A 19,378-nucleotide genomic window follows, 5' to 3' on the forward strand; every position below is an offset into this window, starting at 1 on the left:
CGGATTCGCCGTATCAAGGTGGGAGGCGAGGGCATCGCGATGCCCGGACCGGACCACACAACCCGGAACCCGAGGGACGCGTCCCGAGGGTGTTGGAAAGGAGAAGGCCAATGGCCAAGAAACTCGCAGGCAAGATGAAGCTGCAAGTGCCTGCCGGACAAGCGAACCCGAGCCCGCCGGTCGGTCCGGCGCTGGGTCAGCGCGGCATCAACATCATGGAATTCTGCAAGGCGTTCAACGCCAAGACGCAGGATATGGAGCCCGGTGCGCCGTGCCCGACCGTGATCACCTATTACCAGGACAAGTCCTTCGAGATGGACATCAAGACGCCGCCGGCGTCCTACTATCTCAAGAAGGCGGCCAAGCTGAAGTCCGGTTCGAACACGCCGGGCCGCGACACCATCGCCACGGTCACGCCCAAGCAACTGCGCGAGATCGCGGAAGCGAAGTGGAGAGACCTGAACGCAAACGACGTCGAGTCCGCGATGAAGATCATCCAGGGCTCCGCACGCTCCATGGGCATCGAGGTGAAGTAAGATGGCAAAGCTTGGAAAACGCGCCCGCGCCGCCCGCGAAGCCTTCGAGGGCAAGGAAAACCTGACGATCGAAGAGGCCGTGGCCCTGGTCAAGAACAATGCCAAGGCGAAGTTCGACGAGACGATCGAGATCGCCATGAACCTCGGCGTAGATCCGCGCCATGCCGACCAGATGGTCCGCGGTGTCGTGGGCCTGCCGAACGGCACGGGCAAGGACGTGCGTGTCGCCGTCTTCGCGCGCGGTGCCAAGGCCGACGAGGCCAAGGAAGCCGGGGCCGATATCGTCGGAGCCGAGGACCTGATGGAAACCGTGCAGAACGGCGAAATCAACTTCGACCGCTGCATCGCCACGCCCGACATGATGCCCATCGTGGGCCGCCTGGGCAAGGTTCTGGGCCCGCGCAACCTGATGCCGAACCCCAAGGTCGGCACGGTGACGATGGACGTGGCCGAGGCCGTCAAGGGCGCCAAGGGCGGTGAAGTCCAGTTCAAGGCCGAGAAGGCGGGTGTCGTCCATGCGGGCGTCGGAAAGGCATCGTTCGACGAAGAGAAGCTCGTCGAGAACGTGCGCGCCTTCGTCAACGCGGTGGCCAAGGCCAAGCCCTCGGGCGCCAAGGGCACCTACATGAAGAAGATCGCGCTGAGCTCGACCATGGGTCCCGGCGTCACGATCGACGTGGCGACCGCCGCGACCGAGTAAGCGGCCAAGGCCGATCCCGGACCACGAATGACGACGCCCCGGCACCCGTGCCGGGGCGTTTTCGCAGGGTCATCCCGCGAATGATCGGAAGCCGGGGATTTACCCCTTCACATTTGCCACGAAAGCCACTAGATGCACCACTCGTCGGGTGGCTGCGCATGCGTGGCCACCCGGCGATTCGTCCAAGACGGTGGGTGCGCGGGTTATTCCGGTGCTTAATATCCTGCCTGAGACGGGAAACGACAAGATTGGCCGGGGTTCCGACCTCGGGCGGTTTGGCGATGCCCCGTAACGGACCTGATTGCCGGGTCGATGGCCCGGTGGAACTGAGCCGGGGGGCAACCCCCAAATTTGGAGTGAAACTGTGGATAGAGCCCAGAAAGAGAAAGTGGTCGAGGAACTCGGCCAGATCTTCGAAAGCTCTGGCGTCGTGGTGGTTGCGCACTACGAGGGCCTGACAGTTGCCGAGATGCAGGATCTTCGTGCCCGCGCCCGCGAGGCCGAAGCATCCGTACGCGTCGCCAAGAACAGGCTCGCCAAGATCGCCCTCGATGGAAAGCCCTGCGCAAGCATTGCCGACTATCTTTCGGGCATGACCGTTCTGACCTTCTCGGAAGACCCCGTGGCAGCAGCCAAGGTCGCCGAAGGTTTCGCCAAGGACAACAAGAAATTCGAGATCCTTGGCGGGGCTATGGGTGAGAGCGCTCTGGACCGCTCCGGCGTCGAAGCCGTGTCGAAAATGCCCTCGCGTGACGAGCTCATCGCTCAGATCGCAAGCTGCATCGGCGCACCCGCTTCGAACATCGCCGGCGCGATTGGCGCACCTGCTTCGAACATCGCGAGCATCCTCTCGACGATCGAGGAGAAGGCGGAAGCCGCCTGAGGCAACTGACATGACCCGCGCGGGGCACAAGCCTCCGACGTTGGAACACAAATCTGAAAACGGAAAGAGCTGATACAATGGCTGATCTGAAAAAACTCGCTGAAGAGATCGTTGGTCTGACGCTTCTCGAAGCACAGGAACTGAAAACCATCCTCAAGGACGAATACGGCATCGAGCCCGCAGCCGGTGGCGCGGTCATGATGGCCGGTCCCGCAGGCGACGCCGGTGGCGCAGCCGCCGAGGAGCAGACCGAATTCGACGTGATCCTGAAATCGGCCGGCGCGTCGAAGATCAACGTCATCAAGGAAGTCCGCGCGATCACCGGTCTTGGCCTGAAAGAAGCCAAGGACCTGGTCGAAGCCGGTGGCAAGGCCGTCAAGGAGCAGGTCTCCAAGGACGAGGCCGAGGACATCAAAGGCAAGCTGGAAGCAGCCGGCGCCGAGGTGGAACTCAAGTAATCGGTTGGTGCGTGATCCCACGCACCGCTTTTTGCAAGGCTGAGCCCGGATCTCCGGGCTCAGCCGAACCTGTCTTAGCAAGACCCCGACCTGTCGGGCCGGAGTTTTCCTAGGACGAGGTTCTTCGATCGGGAGGCGCGTGGTGGGACATGCGCCGGGAATAGATCGGAACCCGCTCTCTCGTATGGCGGTGGTGCTGGGGCCCGACAGCAGCCGCCGCCGGTGCGACATGAAAGGTGACCAGACACATGGCTCAGACCTACCTTGGCCAGAAGCGTTTGCGCAAATACTTCGGCAAAATCCGCGAAGTCCTCGAAATGCCGAACCTCATCGAGGTTCAGAAATCCTCGTATGACCTGTTCCTGAACTCCGGCGACCAGAAGACGCCGCAGGACGGCGAAGGCATCAAGGGTGTCTTCCAGTCGGTCTTCCCGATCTCGGATTTCAACGAGACGAGCGTGATCGAGTTCGTGGACTACGAGCTCGAGAAGCCGAAATACGACGTCGAGGAGTGCATGCAGCGCGATATGACCTACAGCGCGCCGCTCAAGGTGACGCTGCGGCTCATCGTGTTCGACGTGGACGAGGATACCGGCGCGAAATCCGTGAAGGACATCAAGGAGCAGGACGTCTTCATGGGCGACATGCCCCTGATGACCCCGAACGGCACCTTCGTCGTCAACGGCACCGAACGCGTGATCGTGAGCCAGATGCACCGCTCTCCCGGTGTCTTCTTCGACCATGACAAGGGCAAGACGCACAGCTCGGGCAAGCTGCTCTTCGCCTGCCGGATCATTCCCTATCGCGGGTCGTGGCTGGATTTCGAGTTCGACGCCAAGGACATCGTCTTTGCCCGTATCGACCGGCGCCGGAAGCTTCCGGTGACGACGCTGCTCTATGCGCTCGGGCTCGACCAGGAAGGCATCATGGATGCCTATTACGACACCGTCACCTACAAGCTGAAGAAGAAGGGCAAATCGGTCAACGGCTGGGTCACGAAATTCTTCCCCGAGCGCGTGCGTGGCACCCGCCCCACCTTCGACCTTGTGGACGCGAAGACCGGTGAAGTGATCGCCGAGGCCGGCAAGAAGGTGACGCCGCGCGCGGTCAAGAAGCTCATCGACGAGGGCGAGGTCAAGGACCTCCTGGTCCCGTTCGAGAATATCGTGGGCAAGTTCGCGGCCAAGGATATCATCAACGAGGAAACCGGCGCGATCTATGTCGAGGCGGGCGACGAGCTGACGCTCGAGCGCGACAAGGATGGCGAGATCACGGGCGGCACGCTTCAGGACCTGCTGGACGCGGGCATCACCGAGATCCCGGTGCTCGACATCGACAACATCAACGTCGGCCCCTACATGCGCAACACGATGGCCGCGGACAAGAACATGAACCGCGCCACCGCGCTCATGGACATCTACCGCGTCATGCGTCCGGGCGAGCCGCCCACCGAGGAGGCCGCGTCGGCGCTTTTCGAGACGCTGTTCTTCGACAGCGAACGCTATGACCTGAGCGCCGTGGGCCGGGTCAAGATGAACATGCGCCTCGCGCTCGACAAGCCCGACACGCAGCGCACGCTGGACCGCGAGGACATCGTCGCCTGCATCAAGGCGCTGGTCGACCTGCGCGACGGCAAGGGCGACATCGACGATATCGACCACCTCGGCAACCGCCGGGTGCGGTCGGTCGGCGAATTGATGGAAAACCAGTACCGCGTCGGCCTGCTGCGGATGGAGCGCGCGATCAAGGAGCGCATGTCGTCGGTCGAGATCGACACGGTGATGCCGCAGGACCTGATCAACGCCAAACCCGCCGCCGCCGCGGTGCGCGAGTTCTTCGGCTCCTCGCAGCTTTCGCAGTTCATGGACCAGACCAACCCGCTCAGCGAAGTGACGCACAAGCGCCGCCTTTCGGCGCTCGGGCCGGGCGGTCTCACGCGCGAGCGCGCGGGCTTCGAGGTGCGCGACGTCCACGCCACGCATTACGGCCGGATGTGCCCGATCGAAACGCCCGAGGGTCCGAATATCGGTCTCATCAACTCGCTCGCCACTTTCGCGCGGGTGAACAAGTACGGCTTCATCGAAACGCCTTACCGGAAAGTCGAGAACGGCCAGGTCACGGACGAAGTGCAATACATGTCCGCCACCGAGGAACAGCGTCACGTCGTGGCGCAGGCCAACGCCAATCTCGACGAGCAGGGCAGGTTCGTGAACGAGATGGTCAACACGCGGCAGGCGGGTGAATACACGCTCTCGCCGGTCGAGGGTGTGGACCTGATCGACGTGAGCCCCAAGCAGCTTGTCTCGGTCGCGGCCTCGCTCATCCCGTTCCTCGAGAACGACGACGCCAACCGCGCGCTCATGGGATCGAACATGATGCGGCAGGCGCTGCCGCTTCTGCAGGCCGAGGCGCCGCTGGTCGGCACCGGCATCGAGGAAGTGGTGGCCCGCGATTCGGGTGCCGCGATCATGGCGAAGCGCGCCGGTGTCATCGACCAGGTCGATGCGCAGCGTATCGTCGTGCGCGCGACCGAGGACCTGGAGCCGGGCGATCCGGGCGTGGACATCTACCGTCTGCGCAAGTTCCAGCGGTCGAACCAGAACTCGTGCATCAACCAGAAACCCCTTGTGAAGGTGGGCGACACCGTGACCAAGGGCGAGGTCGTGGCCGATGGGCCCGCGACCGACATGGGCGAGCTGGCCGTGGGCCGGAACGTGGTCGTCGCGTTCATGCCGTGGAACGGCTACAACTTCGAGGACTCGATCCTGATCTCGGAGCGCATGTCGCGTGACGACGTGTTCACGAGCGTTCACATCGAGGAATTCGAGGTCGCCGCGCGCGATACGAAGCTGGGCCCCGAGGAAATCACCCGCGACATCCCGAACGTGGGCGAGGAGGCGCTGCGCAACCTCGACGAGGCGGGCATCGTCTATATCGGCGCCGACGTGGAGCCGGGCGATATCCTGGTGGGCAAGATCACCCCCAAGGGCGAAAGCCCGATGACGCCGGAGGAGAAACTGCTGCGCGCGATCTTCGGCGAGAAGGCGAGCGACGTGCGCGACACGTCCCTGCGCGTGAAGCCGGGCGATTTCGGCACCGTGGTCGAGGTGCGTGTCTTCAACCGCCACGGCGTCGAGAAGGACGAGCGTGCGCTTCAGATCGAGCGCGAGGAAGTCGAGCGCCTGGCCCGTGACCGGGACGACGAACTCGCCATTCTCGAGCGCAACATCTATGCGCGCCTGAAGTCGATGATCCTGGGCAAGACCGCCGTGAAAGGCCCGAAGGGTGTCAAGGCGAACTCGGAGATCACCGAGGAGCTTCTGGAGACCCTCAGCAAGGGCCAGTGGTGGCAGCTTGCGCTCAAGGACGAGGGTGACGCGCAGATCGTCGAAGCCCTGAACGAGCAGTACGAGGCGCAGAAACGCGCGCTCGACGCCCGTTTCGAGGACAAGGTCGAGAAGGTGCGCCGGGGCGACGACCTGCCGCCGGGCGTGATGAAGATGGTCAAGGTCTTCATCGCCGTGAAGCGCAAGCTTCAGCCGGGCGACAAGATGGCCGGGCGTCACGGCAACAAGGGCGTCGTGTCGAAGGTGGTGCCGATGGAGGACATGCCGTTCCTCGCCGATGGCACGCCGGTCGATATCTGCCTCAACCCGCTGGGCGTTCCCAGCCGGATGAACGTGGGCCAGATCCTCGAGACGCATATGGGCTGGGCCGCGCGCGGCTTCGGCGTGCAGATCGACGAGGCGCTTCAGGACTATCGCCGCTCGGGCGACCTGACCCCGGTGCGCGAGGCGATGAAGCTCGCCTATGGCGACGATGTCTATGAAGAGGGCATCGCCGGCATGGAAGAGGATCAGCTTGTCGAGGCGGCGGGCAACGTGACGCGCGGCGTGCCGATCGCGACGCCCGTCTTCGACGGGGCCAAGGAGGCGGATGTGAACGACGCGCTGATGCGCGCGGGCTTTGCCACCTCGGGCCAGTCGATCCTGTTCGACGGGCGCACGGGCGAGCAGTTCAGCCGGCCGGTGACGGTGGGCGTGAAATACCTGCTCAAGCTGCATCACCTGGTGGACGACAAGATCCACGCGCGCTCGACCGGACCCTACAGCCTCGTCACGCAGCAACCGCTGGGCGGCAAGGCGCAGTTCGGCGGCCAGCGCTTCGGCGAGATGGAGGTCTGGGCGCTCGAAGCCTATGGCGCCGCCTACACGCTGCAGGAGATGCTGACCGTGAAGTCGGACGACGTGGCGGGGCGGACCAAGGTCTACGAGAGCATCGTCAAGGGCGAGGACAATTTCGAGGCCGGCGTGCCGGAATCGTTCAACGTGCTCGTCAAGGAGGTCCGCGGCCTGGGCCTCAACATGGAACTCCTGGATGCGGAGGATGAGGAGTGAGCCGGATGCCGGGCTGAGGCCCGGCTTTCGGCAACCGGGTAGGCCGGACTTCGGTCCGGCGTGCCCCATCCCTTCCGCACAGATCGAGGTATCAAGATGAACCAGGAACTCACGAACAACCCTTTCAACCCCGCCGCCCCCGCGCAGGTCTTTGACGAGATCCGCGTGAGCCTTGCCAGCCCCGAGCGCATCCTGAGCTGGTCCTACGGCGAGATCAAGAAGCCCGAAACGATCAACTACCGCACGTTCAAGCCCGAGCGTGACGGTCTCTTCTGCGCGCGCATCTTCGGTCCGATCAAGGATTACGAGTGTCTCTGCGGCAAATACAAGCGCATGAAGTATCGCGGCGTCGTCTGCGAGAAATGCGGCGTCGAGGTGACGTTGCAGAAGGTCCGGCGCGAGCGCATGGGCCATATCGAGCTGGCGGCACCTTGTGCGCATATCTGGTTCCTGAAATCGCTGCCCTCGCGCATCGGTCTCATGCTGGACATGACGCTGCGCGACCTGGAGCGCGTGCTCTATTTCGAGAACTACGTGGTGATCGAACCGGGCCTCACGGACCTGCAATACGGCCAGATGCTCACCGAGGAAGAGTTCATGGACGCGCAGGATGCCTATGGCATGGACGCGTTCACGGCCAATATCGGCGCCGAGGCCATCCGCGACATGCTGGCGCAGATCGACCTCGAATCCGAGGCCGAGAACCTGCGTGCCGATCTGGCCGAGGCCACGGGCGAGTTGAAGCCCAAGAAGATCATCAAGCGCCTGAAGGTCGTGGAGTCGTTCCTCGAGTCGGGCAACCGCCCCGAGTGGATGGTCATGACCGTCATTCCGGTCATCCCGCCGGAACTGCGCCCGCTGGTGCCGCTCGATGGCGGCCGGTTTGCCACGTCGGACCTCAACGATCTCTACCGCCGGGTCATCAACCGCAACAACCGCCTCAAGCGGCTCATCGAGCTGCGCGCGCCCGACATCATCGTGCGCAACGAGAAGCGGATGTTGCAGGAATCGGTCGACGCCCTCTTTGACAACGGCCGCCGCGGCCGCGTCATCACCGGCGCCAACAAGCGTCCGCTGAAATCGCTGTCGGACATGCTTAAGGGCAAGCAGGGCCGCTTCCGCCAGAACCTTCTGGGCAAGCGGGTCGACTTCTCGGGCCGGTCGGTCATCGTGACCGGGCCGGAGCTGAAGCTACACCAGTGCGGCCTGCCGAAGAAGATGGCGCTCGAACTGTTCAAGCCGTTCATCTATTCGCGGCTTGAGGCGAAGGGGTTGTCCTCGACCGTCAAGCAGGCGAAAAAGCTGGTCGAGAAAGAGCGTCCCGAGGTCTGGGACATCCTCGACGAGGTGATCCGCGAGCATCCCGTGATGCTGAACCGCGCGCCGACGCTGCACCGCCTGGGCATCCAGGCGTTCGAGCCGGTGCTGATCGAGGGCAAGGCGATCCAGCTTCATCCGCTCGTGTGCTCGGCCTTCAACGCCGACTTCGACGGGGACCAGATGGCCGTGCACGTGCCGCTGAGCCTCGAGGCGCAGCTCGAAGCGCGTGTGCTCATGATGTCGACGAACAACGTCCTGAGCCCCGCCAACGGGACGCCCATCATCGTGCCGTCGCAGGACATGGTCCTGGGTCTCTACTACACGACGCTGGAACGCGCCGGCATGAAGGGCGAGGGCATGGTCTTTTCGTCGATCGACGAGGTGCAGCAGGCGCTCGACGCCGGCGAAGTGCATCTGCACGCCAAGATCACCGCGCGCGTGCCGGTCATCGACGACGAGGGCAACGAGACGCTGGAGCGGGTCGAGACGACGCCCGGCCGCGTGCGTCTCGGGGCGCTTCTGCCGATCAACGCGAAGGCGCCCTTCAGTCTCGTGAACCGCCTTCTGCGCAAGAAGGAAGTTCAGGAGGTCATCGACACGGTCTATCGCTATTGCGGGCAGAAGGAGAGCGTCATCTTCTGTGACCAGATCATGACCATGGGCTTCCGCGAGGCGTTCCGTGCCGGCATCTCGTTCGGCAAGGACGACATGGTGGTGCCCGATGACAAGTGGAGCATCGTCAACGAGACGCGCGAGCAGGTCAAAGGCTTCGAACAGCAATACATGGACGGCCTGATCACGCAGGGCGAGAAATACAACAAGGTCGTGGACGCCTGGTCGAAATGCAACGACCAGGTCACCGAGGCCATGATGAGCACCATCTCGGCGGGCAAGACCGACGAGAACGGTGCGGAACTCGAGCCCAACAGCGTCTACATGATGGCCCACTCGGGTGCGCGTGGCTCGGTCACGCAGATGAAGCAGCTGGGCGGTATGCGCGGCCTGATGGCCAAGCCCAACGGCGACATCATCGAGACGCCGATCATCTCGAACTTCAAGGAAGGTCTGACCGTTCTCGAATACTTCAACTCGACTCACGGCGCCCGCAAGGGCCTGTCCGACACCGCCCTGAAGACGGCGAACTCGGGCTACCTGACGCGCCGCCTGGTGGACGTGGCCCAGGACTGCATCGTGCGCGAGCATGATTGCGGCACCGATCGCGCCATCACCGCGGAAGCGGCGGTCAACGACGGCGAGGTCGTGGCGTCGCTGGGTGAGCGTGTGCTGGGCCGTGTCGCGGCCGAGGACATCGTCAAGCCCGGCACCGAGGAGGTGGTCGTCGCGGCGGGTGAGCTCATCGACGAGCGCATGGCCGACGCGATCGAGGAGGCCGCCGTGCAATCGGCGCGCATCCGCAGCCCGCTGACCTGCGAGGCCGAGGACGGAGTCTGTGCCTTGTGCTACGGGCGCGACCTTGCGCGGGGCACGATGGTCAACACCGGAGAGGCCGTGGGCATCATCGCCGCGCAGTCGATCGGCGAGCCGGGCACGCAGCTCACGATGCGGACCTTCCACATCGGCGGCGTGGCGCAGGGTGGCCAGCAATCCTTCCTCGAGGCGAGCCAGGAGGGCACGGTGGCGTTCGAGAACGCGACCACGCTCGAGAACTCGCGCGGCGAGACGCTTGTCATGGGCCGGAACATGAAGCTCAAGATCATGGGCGAGGGCGACCGCGAACTGGCGAGCCACAAGATCGGCTATGGCTCGGCGCTCCATGTCAAGGAAGGCGACAAGGTCAAGCGTGGCGACAAGCTCTTCGAGTGGGATCCCTACACCCTTCCGATCATCGCCGAGAAGTCGGGCACCGCGAAGTTCGTCGATCTCGTGACCGGCGTGGCCGTGCGCGACGAGACGGACGATGCGACCGGCATGACCCAGAAGATCGTCATGGACTGGCGCGCGGCGCCCAAGGGCAACGAGCTCAAGCCCGAGATCATCGTCGTCGGTGACGATGGGGAACCCGTGCGCAACGAGGCCGGCAACCCCGTCACCTACCCGATGTCGGTGGACGCGATCCTGTCGATCGAGGACGGCGACGCCATCCAGGCCGGCGACGTGGTCGCGCGGATCCCGCGCGAGGGTGCGAAGACCAAGGACATCACCGGCGGTCTGCCGCGGGTGGCCGAGCTCTTCGAGGCGCGGCGTCCGAAGGATCACGCGATCATCGCCGAGATCGACGGCTATGTCCGCTATGGGCGCGACTACAAGAACAAGCGCCGCATCAGCATCGAGCCCGTCGACGAGACCTTGGAGACGGTCGAATACATGGTGCCCAAGGGCAAGCACATTCCGGTTCAGGAAGGTGATTATGTCCAGAAGGGCGACTACATCATGGACGGCAACCCCGCGCCGCATGACATCCTGTCGATCCTGGGTGTCGAGGCGCTGGCGGACTACATGATCAACGAGGTGCAGGAGGTCTATCGTCTGCAGGGCGTGAAGATCAACGACAAGCACATCGAGGTCGTGGTGCGCCAGATGCTCCAGAAGTGGGAGATCCTCGACAGCGGGGAGACCACGCTTCTCAAGGGCGAGCACGTGGACAAGGCCGAGTTCGACGAGGCCAACGAGAAGGCCATCGCGCGCAACAAACGGCCGGCGCAGGGCGAGCCGATCCTCCTGGGGATCACCAAGGCGAGCCTGCAGACCCGCAGCTTCATCTCGGCGGCGTCCTTCCAGGAGACGACGCGCGTGCTGACCGAGGCGAGCGTGCAGGGCAAGCGCGACAAGCTCGTCGGTCTCAAGGAAAACGTCATCGTGGGCCGGCTCATCCCGGCGGGCACGGGGGGCGCCACGCAAGAGGTGCGCCGCATCGCCCAGAGCCGCGACAACGTGGTCATCGAGGCGCGCCGAGAGGAGGCGGAGGCCGCAGCGGCGCTTGCCGCACCGGCCGAGGACGACGTGGTGGGTGGAGACGAGCACGACACGCTGGTCGAAACCCCCGAGAGCCGCGACGAATAAGCCGGGTCTCGACCCCGCAGCAAAGGCCCCGCCCGACCCGGCGGGGCCTTTTTCGTGTTGCACCTTGCCGGGATTGCCGGAAGAGATTGGTGGCGAAGGGGGCGGGGCGCATGAAACTATCCGACAACCTGACCGGCGCGGTCTTCATGATGGTGGCCATGGCCGCCTTCACGGTGAACGACATGTTCATGAAGCTGATGAGCGGGTCGGTGCCGCTCATCCAGCTCATCTTCCTGCGGGGCATCCTGACGACGATCGCGGTTTCGGTCCTGGCCTGGCGGCTTGGGGCCTTCCGGGGACGGATCGCCGGCCGCGACCGGCTGATCGTCGCGATCCGGACCGGGTCGGAGATCTGTGCGACCTATTTCTTCCTGACCGCGCTCACCCACATGCCGCTGGCCAACGTCACCGCCATTCTCCAGGCGCTCCCGCTTGCCATCGCGGTCGCGGCGGCGCTTTTCCTGGGCGAAGGGTTCGGGTGGAAGCGGCTCGTGGCCATCGTCGTCGGTTTCGTGGGTGTCCTGCTCATCGTGCGGCCCGGCGCGGAGGGGTTCAATGTCTACTCGCTTTACGGCCTTGTGGCCGTGGGTTTCGTCACGGTGCGCGATCTCAGCACGCGGCGCCTGTCGCGCGAGACGTCCTCGATGCTGGTCACTTGGGTGACGGCGCTTTCGATCACCGTTGTCTACGGCCTTGCGTCGATCACGATCGACTGGGGCCCGATGGACGGCGGCGAACTGGTGCTGCTGGTGCTGGCGTCGAGCTCGATCATCGCGGGTTATCTCTTTTCGATCATGGTGATGCGAGTGGGCGAGATCTCGTTCGTGGCGCCGTTTCGCTATACCGGGCTTGTCTGGGCGCTGGTGCTCGGGTGGTTCGCCTTCGGCGACTGGCCGAGCAACATCACGCTTCTGGGGGCCGCCATCGTTGCCGGGAGCGGCATCTTCACCATCATCCGCGAGGCACGGGAAGGTCGGCGCACACCGATGCAATATGGTCCGCGGATACGTTGAAACGCGCCTTGATGAGAGTTTTCTGATCCTCGTCCATCGGCGCGAGCCCCTTGGGCTGGAACTTGTCGCCTGAATCGTTGTCGTCGTGTTTCGAGCGCAGATACATCGGCTCGGACGGCTGGATCACCATCGGCATCACCTGGTGGAGCCGGTGGTGGCCGAAATTCATGATGGTCTTGTCGTCGCCTGGCGGAAAGAGGACGGCGAGACCGCAGGACAGAAACGCGCCATATTCGGGCCGCACGAGCAGGGTGTCTTCCGCGAGGCTGACCGAGAAGCCGTTGTTGAACTCGTAGGCCATGCGCGGGTTTTCCTTGCGGAAACGCGCCGTGCGGCGGGCCGCGAAAAGCGACTTCTGGATGAAATCGACCCCGATCGCGTCGTCATCGTCGAGACGGAATTGCAGGGACTCGCCATCATGTCCGTCGAGCTCTTTCTGGATGGCCAGCTGGAGGGCGAGCCGGTGCTTGAGCGGCGGGGTCGGCACGATCCTGATCTGCGGGACCGCGGCGGTCACGTCGTGGAGCCGGTCGAGCCAGCGTTTCGGCATCCGCTCGCCGATGATGACGAGGAGGGTGAAGTCCCCGTTGGTCTGAGCCACGAGCGACGGCAGGGTGAGTGCCTCGAAATGGCGGAAGCGAAGGGTCATCCGCGCATCGTCATAGAGATAGGCCTCGCGCTCTTCGAGCGTGTCGTGCATCCGGCGAAATCCGCCATGGGCGGGGTAGGAGAAACGGCAGACACCGATCACGCGCATGGACGGGTTCCCCGTATTCCGGTTTCAGGCCGCATAGAGCGCGCGGACCCGTGTTTCGTCGAGGCAGAAGACGCGCGAGAGATGCGCCGCGTCCTCGGCCGAGATCCGCGGCAGGCGCACGGGCTTGATCCCGTCCTTCTGGCGCGAGTCGTTGAAATCGTTATGGCCCCGGATGAACATGTCCTCGCCGGTGACGCTGAGGACAGGCATGATCCGCGCGAGCTTCGCATGGCTGAAATTCATGATCCCGCGCGAGGCATGGGGCGAAACCGCAATGGCGAGCGCGGGGGTCCAGAGCGTTTCGATGCAGGGCCGGGCGCGGACGCCCCCGGCGTCGAGACGTGCGATGAAACCCTGGTTGAAGTCGATGCCCGCGTAGCGGTTGTTGCGGATCACCCCGATCATGTCCTGCGCCGTTTCGCGCAGCCGCTCGACGAAGCGGATCGAGACGGCGTCGTCGTCGTCCATGCGGAATTGCAGAGAGGGAAGGCCGCGATCCTCGCGCAGCGCGTTCACGACCGCCTTCATCACCGGACGGTGCCGCCCCGGCTCGCGCGCGACAAGGACCGCCTGCGGCAGGTCGGCGAGGAGCGCCTCGAGCCGGGCGCGCAAATGGGGTGGGAAGGACGTGCCGATCACCACCGCCAGGGTGAAATCGGGGTCGGTCTGCGCCCTGAGCGGGGGCAGGGTCAGCGCCTCGAAGGTGCGAAACCGCTCTTCCATGCGGATCGGGTCGTAGAGGAAGGCCTCGCGGTCCTCGATCGTGTCGTGTTCGACCTGAAAGCCGCCGAGCGCGGGATAGGAAAATCGGCAGATGCCGATCACCTGCATGTCGCGACTGTTCATCCTGCCACTGCTTTCCCGTCCTGCCCGTTGCGCATAGAATGGCACCGGCCGAGGGCGCAAGGCAAGGGCCGTGGCCGCTGTTGACAACCCTTCCGACTCCCCCTATACGCGCCCCAATCCGGTGGGGGAGGTCGCTCCTTTCGCCGTAATCAAAATTCAAGTGGACAAGATCCGGGCAATTTTGTCGCCCCGATCCTCTGGGAACCCACCGCGTCGTTCACCTCGGAATGGGAACGATTGCGGTATTTGCGCTTTGCGGACGCGCGAGGTGCACGCCAGGAAGCCGCACGGGGCGCGCCTTGTGCAAACACATGTGTTGAAAGACGGGAAAGAGACCGAATGCCAACGATCCAACAGCTGATCCGCAAGCCGCGGCAGCCCAAAGTCAAACGTTCGAAGTCGATGCACCTCGAGGGTTGTCCGCAGAAGCGCGGCGTCTGCACGCGCGTCTATACCACCACGCCGAAGAAGCCGAACTCGGCCATGCGGAAGGTCGCCAAGGTGCGCCTCACCAATGGTTACGAGGTCATCAGCTACATCCCCGGCGAGAGCCACAACCTTCAGGAGCACTCGGTGGTCCTGATCCGTGGTGGCCGGGTCAAGGACCTTCCCGGTGTCCGCTATCACATCCTGCGCGGTGTTCTGGATACCCAGGGTGTCAAGGATCGGAAGCAGCGCCGTTCGAAATACGGTGCCAAGCGTCCCAAGTGATGCCGGTGGCATCATCCCGGGCCTGAGCCGGGATCCCGAAGCCAATGAGGCCCCGGATCAGTTCCGGGGCGCGAAGAGAAGAAACGAAGGATTGACCTAGATGTCTCGTCGTCACGCCGCCGAAAAGCGCGAAATCCTGCCCGATGCCAAGTTCGGCGACAGGGTTCTGAGCAAGTTCATGAACAACCTGATGATCGACGGCAAGAAGTCGGTCGCTGAGAAAATCGTCTACAACGCGCTCGATCGCGTCGAGGACAAGATCAAGCGCGCACCCGTCGAGGTGTTCCACGAAGCGCTCGACAACATCAAGCCGTCGGTCGAGGTGCGGTCGCGCCGCGTCGGTGGTGCGACCTACCAGGTTCCCGTCGAGGTCCGCCCCGAGCGCCGCGAAGCCCTGGCGATCCGCTGGCTCATCAACGCGAGCCGCGCGCGCAACGAGAACACGATGGAAGAGCGCCTCGCCGGCGAGCTCCTGGACGCCGTGCAGTCGCGCGGCTCCGCCGTGAAGAAGCGCGAAGACACTCACAAGATGGCCGAAGCCAACAAGGCTTTCAGCCACTACCGCTGGTAAACCCGGAGAGGCACGACACTTATGGCACGCGATTATCCGCTCGAGCGCTACCGCAACTTCGGCATCATGGCGCATATCGACGCTGGCAAGACGACGATGACCGAGCGCATCCTCTTCTACACCGGCAAGAACCACAAGATGGGCGAAACCCACGAGGGCGCCTCCACCATGGACTGGATGGAGCAGGAAGCCGAACGCGGGATCACCATCACTTCGGCCGCGACGACGACTTTCTGGCAGCGCCAGGAAGACCCGACGCCCGAAGGCACGTCCGAAACCAAGACGCGCTTCAACATCATCGACACGCCCGGCCACGTGGACTTCACCATCGAGGTGGAGCGGTCGCTCGCGGTTCTCGACGGGGCCGTGGCCCTGCTCGACGGCAATGCCGGCGTTGAGCCGCAGACCGAGACGGTGTGGCGCCAGGCCGACCGCTACAAGGTTCCGCGCCTCGTTTTCGTCAACAAGATGGACAAGATCGGCGCCGACTTCTTCAACTGCGTGAAGATGGTCAAGGAGCGCACCGGCGGCCAGCCGCTTCCGATCGCGCTGCCGATCGGGGCCGAGGACAAGCTCGAAGGCATCATCGATCTCATCAAGATGGAAGAATGGGTCTGGATCGGCGAGGATCTCGGTGCGTCGTGGGAACGCCGCCCGATCCGTGACGAGCTTCAGGACCAGGCGCAGGAATGGCGCGACAACCTGATCGAACTCGCGGTCGAGATGGACGATGACGCGATGGAAGCCTATCTCGAGGGCGAAGAGCCCGATGAGGCGACCCTGCGCAAGCTCATCCGCAAGGGCACCCTGTCGCTCACCTTCTTCCCGATGCTCGCGGGCTCGGCCTTCAAGAACAAGGGTGTGCAGCCGCTCCTGAACGCCGTGGTGGACTTCCTGCCCGGACCGAAGGACGTGCCGGTGCTCAAGGGCTTCTCGCCCGACGACGAGACAGAGGAGCGCAACATCGAGCGTCCCGCCGATGACAGCGCGCCGTTCTCGGCGCTTGCGTTCAAGATCATGAACGACCCGTTCGTGGGCTCGCTGACCTTCACCCGCATCTATTCGGGCGTTCTCAAGAAGGGCGACCAGATGCTGAACTCGACGAAGGGCAAACGTGAGCGCGTGGGCCGCATGATGCTCATGCACGCGATCGACCGCCAGGAGATCGAGGAAGCCTTCTCGGGCGACATCATCGCGCTCGCGGGTCTCAAGGACACCACGACCGGGGACACGCTCTGCGATCCGCAGAAGCCCGTCGTCCTGGAAACCATGACCTTCCCCGACCCGGTGATCGAGATCGCGGTCGAGCCGAAGACGAAGAACGACCAGGAGAAGATGAGCCAGGGTCTCCAGCGTCTCGCGGCGGAGGATCCGTCCTTCCGCGTCGAAACCGACCTCGAGAGCGGCCAGACGATCATGAAGGGCATGGGCGAGCTTCACCTCGACATTCTCGTCGATCGACTGAAACGCGAGTTCAAGGTCGAGGCCAATATCGGTGCGCCGCAGGTGGCCTACCGTGAGACCATCGGCCACGAGATCGAGCATACCTACACCCACAAGAAACAGTCGGGTGGGTCGGGTCAGTTCGCCGAGGTCAAGATGATCATCTCGCCGACCGAGCCGGGCGAGGGCTATTCCTTCGAGAGCCGCATTGTCGGCGGCTCGGTTCCGAAGGAATACATTCCCGGTGTCGAGAAGGGTATCGAGAGCGTCATGGACAGCGGTCCGCTTGCCGGCTTCCCGGTGATCGACTTCAAGGTCGCGCTCGTCGACGGCAAGTTCCACGATGTCGACTCGTCGGTCATGGCCTTCGAGATCGCGGCGCGGATGTGCATGCGCGAAGGTCTTCGCAAGGCCGGCGCCAAGCTCCTGGAGCCGATCATGAAGGTCGAGGTGATCACGCCCGAGGAATACACGGGCAACATCATCGGCGATCTGACCTCGCGTCGCGGGCAGGTTTCGGGGCAGGAGCCGCGCGGCAACGCCATCGCGATCAGCGCCAACGTGCCGCTCGCCAACATGTTCGGCTACATCAACACGCTGCGCTCGATGTCCTCGGGCCGTGCGCAGTTCACGATGCAGTTCTCGCATTACGATCCGGTACCGCAGAACATCTCGGAGGAGATCCAGGCGAAATACGCATAACCACGGTGGGCAGGTTGCCCACCCTACCAACCTCGTAGGGTGGGCAGGTTGCCCACCCTACCAACCTCGTAGGGTGGGCGTTCCGCCCACCGTTGTGAAAAAGCAAGGAGGCCAAAAATGGCAAAGGAAAAGTTCGACCGTTCGAAACCGCATGTCAACATCGGGACTGTTGGTCACGTTGACCACGGGAAGACGACTTTGACGGCTGCGATCACGAAGTATTTCGGCGATTTCAAGGCGTATGACCAGATCGACGGGGCGCCCGAGGAGAAGGCGCGCGGGATCACGATCTCGACGGCGCATGTGGAATACGAGACCGACGCGCGGCATTACGCGCATGTGGACTGCCCGGGCCACGCGGACTACGTGAAGAACATGATCACGGGTGCGGCGCAGATGGACGGGGCGATCCTCGTGGTGAACGCGGCGGACGGCCCGATGCCGCAGACGCGCGAGCACATCCTTCTGGCGCGCCAGGTGGGCGTTCCTGCCCTGGTGGTGTTCATGAACAAGGTGGACCAGGTCGATGACGAGGAGCTGCTGGAGCTCGTCGAGATGGAGATCCGCGAGCTTCTGTCGAGCTACGACTTCCCGGGCGACGACATCCCGATCATCGCGGGCAGCGCGCTGGCGGCGATGGAGGGGCGTGACCCGGAGATCGGCGAGAACAAGATCCGCGAGCTGATGGCGGCGGTTGACGAGTACATCCCGACGCCCGAGCGCGCGGTGGACCAGCCGTTCCTGATGCCGATCGAGGACGTGTTCTCGATCTCGGGCCGCGGCACGGTCGTGACGGGTCGCGTGGAGCGCGGCGTGATCAACGTGGGCGACGAGATCGAGATCGTGGGCATCCGCGACACGAAGAAGACGACCTGCACGGGCGTGGAGATGTTCCGCAAGCTTCTGGATCGCGGCGAGGCGGGCGACAACATCGGGGCGCTGCTGCGCGGGATCGACCGTGAAGGCGTGGAGCGGGGGCAGGTTCTCTGCAAGCCGGGTTCGGTGACGCCGCACACGAAGTTCGAGGCGGAGGCGTATATCCTGACGAAGGAAGAGGGTGGCCGTCACACGCCGTTCTTCGCCAACTACCGTCCGCAGTTCTACTTCCGGACGACGGACGTGACGGGGACGGTGGAGCTTCCGAGCGGCACGGAGATGGTGATGCCGGGCGACAACCTGAAGTTCACGGTCGAGCTCATCGCGCCGATCGCGATGGAAGACGGTCTGCGCTTTGCCATCCGCGAGGGCGGCCGCACGGTCGGCGCGGGCGTGGTGTCGAAGATCATCGAGTAAGGGCGGCTTTGCGGGCGTCAGCCCGTGAAACGCCCGTGGGCGGCTTGGCCCAGGGTGGCTTCGCGCAGCGAAACGCCCGGGCCCGACCGCCCGTCTGCGTGGCAGGCGTGAGAGACGCGAAGGGCGCCCCGGACCGGGGCGCCCTTTGTGCGTGGAGAGACCGTTCGCAACAGCGGTCGGAAGGGGCCGCGACGCGGCGAGGTCCGGCGCAGGTCGAAAGAGATCGCGCGCCTGCATCATTCCGGTTTCCGCCCTCTTGCCAGCCCTCTCGAAACCGCCTATACGAGCCCTCGCAGCCGGGCCGCGTGATTCACGCGGCCCGGTGCATTATACGACGCGAAGAGGGTGCCGGATGAGCCGCCATCCTCCAATCCGATCGAAACCCCAGTCGAAGGGGACTGACATGGCCGTAGCCAGCCAGAACATCCGCATTCGCCTCAAGGCGTTTGACTACCGTGTTCTCGACACCTCCACCCAGGAAATCGTCAACACCGCCAAGCGCACCGGCGCCTCGGTTCGCGGGCCCATCCCGCTGCCGAACAAGATCGAGAAATTCACCGTTCTGCGTGGTCCCCACGTGAACAAGAAATCCCGCGACCAGTTCGAGATCCGCACGCACAAGCGCCTTCTCGACATCGTGGACCCGACCCCGCAGACCGTGGACGCGCTGATGAAGCTCGACCTGGCCGCCGGCGTCGACGTGCAGATTTCGGTTTAAGGAGGGCTA

General features: G+C 64.0%; 14 protein-coding genes. 12 read left to right on the forward strand and 2 right to left on the reverse strand.

Translation table 11 applies throughout. The annotated features are described in order from the left end of the window. The first annotated feature begins 110 nt into the window (after positions 1 to 110). From rplK to K1T73_RS04945, 7 genes are all read left to right on the forward strand, one after another. Positions 111 to 536, forward strand: a complete 426-nt coding sequence (gene rplK, locus K1T73_RS04915) for a 50S ribosomal protein L11 (RefSeq protein WP_220602860.1) — start codon at positions 111 to 113, stop codon at positions 534 to 536. Position 537: 1 nt separating this feature from the next. Beyond that, positions 538 to 1,236 (forward strand): 50S ribosomal protein L1, encoded by a 699-nt coding sequence (gene rplA, locus K1T73_RS04920; RefSeq protein WP_220602861.1) that lies wholly within the window; start codon positions 538 to 540, stop codon positions 1,234 to 1,236. A gap of 364 nt (positions 1,237 to 1,600) precedes the next feature. After that, on the forward strand, positions 1,601 to 2,119 hold the full coding sequence (gene rplJ, locus K1T73_RS04925; protein ID WP_220602862.1) for a 50S ribosomal protein L10: 519 nt from the start codon (positions 1,601 to 1,603) through the stop codon (positions 2,117 to 2,119). A 77-nt stretch (positions 2,120 to 2,196) separates the two neighbouring features. Then, the gene (gene rplL, locus K1T73_RS04930) at positions 2,197 to 2,577 is read left to right on the forward strand and encodes a 50S ribosomal protein L7/L12 (RefSeq protein WP_220602863.1); all 381 of its coding nucleotides are present in this window, start codon (positions 2,197 to 2,199) and stop codon (positions 2,575 to 2,577) included. A gap of 248 nt (positions 2,578 to 2,825) precedes the next feature. Further along, positions 2,826 to 6,974 (forward strand): DNA-directed RNA polymerase subunit beta, encoded by a 4,149-nt coding sequence (gene rpoB, locus K1T73_RS04935; RefSeq protein WP_220602864.1) that lies wholly within the window; start codon positions 2,826 to 2,828, stop codon positions 6,972 to 6,974. Positions 6,975 to 7,070: 96 nt separating this feature from the next. Continuing rightward, positions 7,071 to 11,315, forward strand: coding sequence for a DNA-directed RNA polymerase subunit beta' (gene rpoC / locus K1T73_RS04940; RefSeq protein ID WP_220602865.1), 4,245 nt, complete (start codon positions 7,071 to 7,073; stop codon positions 11,313 to 11,315). Between the two features lie 110 nt (positions 11,316 to 11,425). Next, positions 11,426 to 12,328 (forward strand): DMT family transporter, encoded by a 903-nt coding sequence (locus K1T73_RS04945; RefSeq protein ID WP_220602866.1) that lies wholly within the window; start codon positions 11,426 to 11,428, stop codon positions 12,326 to 12,328. Here K1T73_RS04945 and K1T73_RS04950 read toward each other — a convergent pair. Together K1T73_RS04950 and K1T73_RS04955 are read right to left on the reverse strand one after the other, a co-directional pair. Continuing rightward, on the reverse strand, positions 12,267 to 13,085 hold the full coding sequence (locus K1T73_RS04950; protein ID WP_220602867.1) for a glycosyltransferase: 819 nt from the start codon (positions 13,083 to 13,085) through the stop codon (positions 12,267 to 12,269). The two genes, K1T73_RS04945 and K1T73_RS04950, sit on opposite strands and share 62 nt — an antisense overlap. A 24-nt stretch (positions 13,086 to 13,109) precedes the next feature. Next, on the reverse strand, positions 13,110 to 13,931 hold the full coding sequence (locus K1T73_RS04955; protein WP_220602868.1) for a putative rhamnosyl transferase: 822 nt from the start codon (positions 13,929 to 13,931) through the stop codon (positions 13,110 to 13,112). 339 nt (positions 13,932 to 14,270) lie between these two features. Here K1T73_RS04955 and rpsL point away from each other — a divergent pair, with 339 nt between their 5' ends. The 5 genes from rpsL to rpsJ all read left to right on the forward strand — a co-directional run bounded on the left by rpsL (position 14,271) and on the right by rpsJ (position 19,369). Next, on the forward strand, positions 14,271 to 14,642 hold the full coding sequence (gene rpsL, locus K1T73_RS04960) for a 30S ribosomal protein S12 (RefSeq protein WP_213546064.1): 372 nt from the start codon (positions 14,271 to 14,273) through the stop codon (positions 14,640 to 14,642). 100 nt (positions 14,643 to 14,742) lie between these two features. After that, complete coding sequence (gene rpsG / locus K1T73_RS04965; protein WP_220602869.1) at positions 14,743 to 15,213, forward strand: 30S ribosomal protein S7; 471 nt, start codon at positions 14,743 to 14,745, stop codon at positions 15,211 to 15,213. Positions 15,214 to 15,234: 21 nt separating this feature from the next. Beyond that, positions 15,235 to 17,358 (forward strand): elongation factor G, encoded by a 2,124-nt coding sequence (gene fusA, locus K1T73_RS04970; RefSeq protein ID WP_220602870.1) that lies wholly within the window; start codon positions 15,235 to 15,237, stop codon positions 17,356 to 17,358. Between the two features lie 117 nt (positions 17,359 to 17,475). After that, complete coding sequence (gene tuf / locus K1T73_RS04975) at positions 17,476 to 18,651, forward strand: elongation factor Tu (RefSeq protein ID WP_220602855.1); 1,176 nt, start codon at positions 17,476 to 17,478, stop codon at positions 18,649 to 18,651. Positions 18,652 to 19,054: 403 nt separating this feature from the next. After that, positions 19,055 to 19,369, forward strand: coding sequence for a 30S ribosomal protein S10 (gene rpsJ / locus K1T73_RS04980; protein WP_220602871.1), 315 nt, complete (start codon positions 19,055 to 19,057; stop codon positions 19,367 to 19,369). Positions 19,370 to 19,378 lie beyond the last annotated feature (9 nt).

Source organism: Roseovarius sp. SCSIO 43702, assembly GCF_019599045.1.
Taxonomy (GTDB): domain Bacteria; phylum Pseudomonadota; class Alphaproteobacteria; order Rhodobacterales; family Rhodobacteraceae; genus Roseovarius.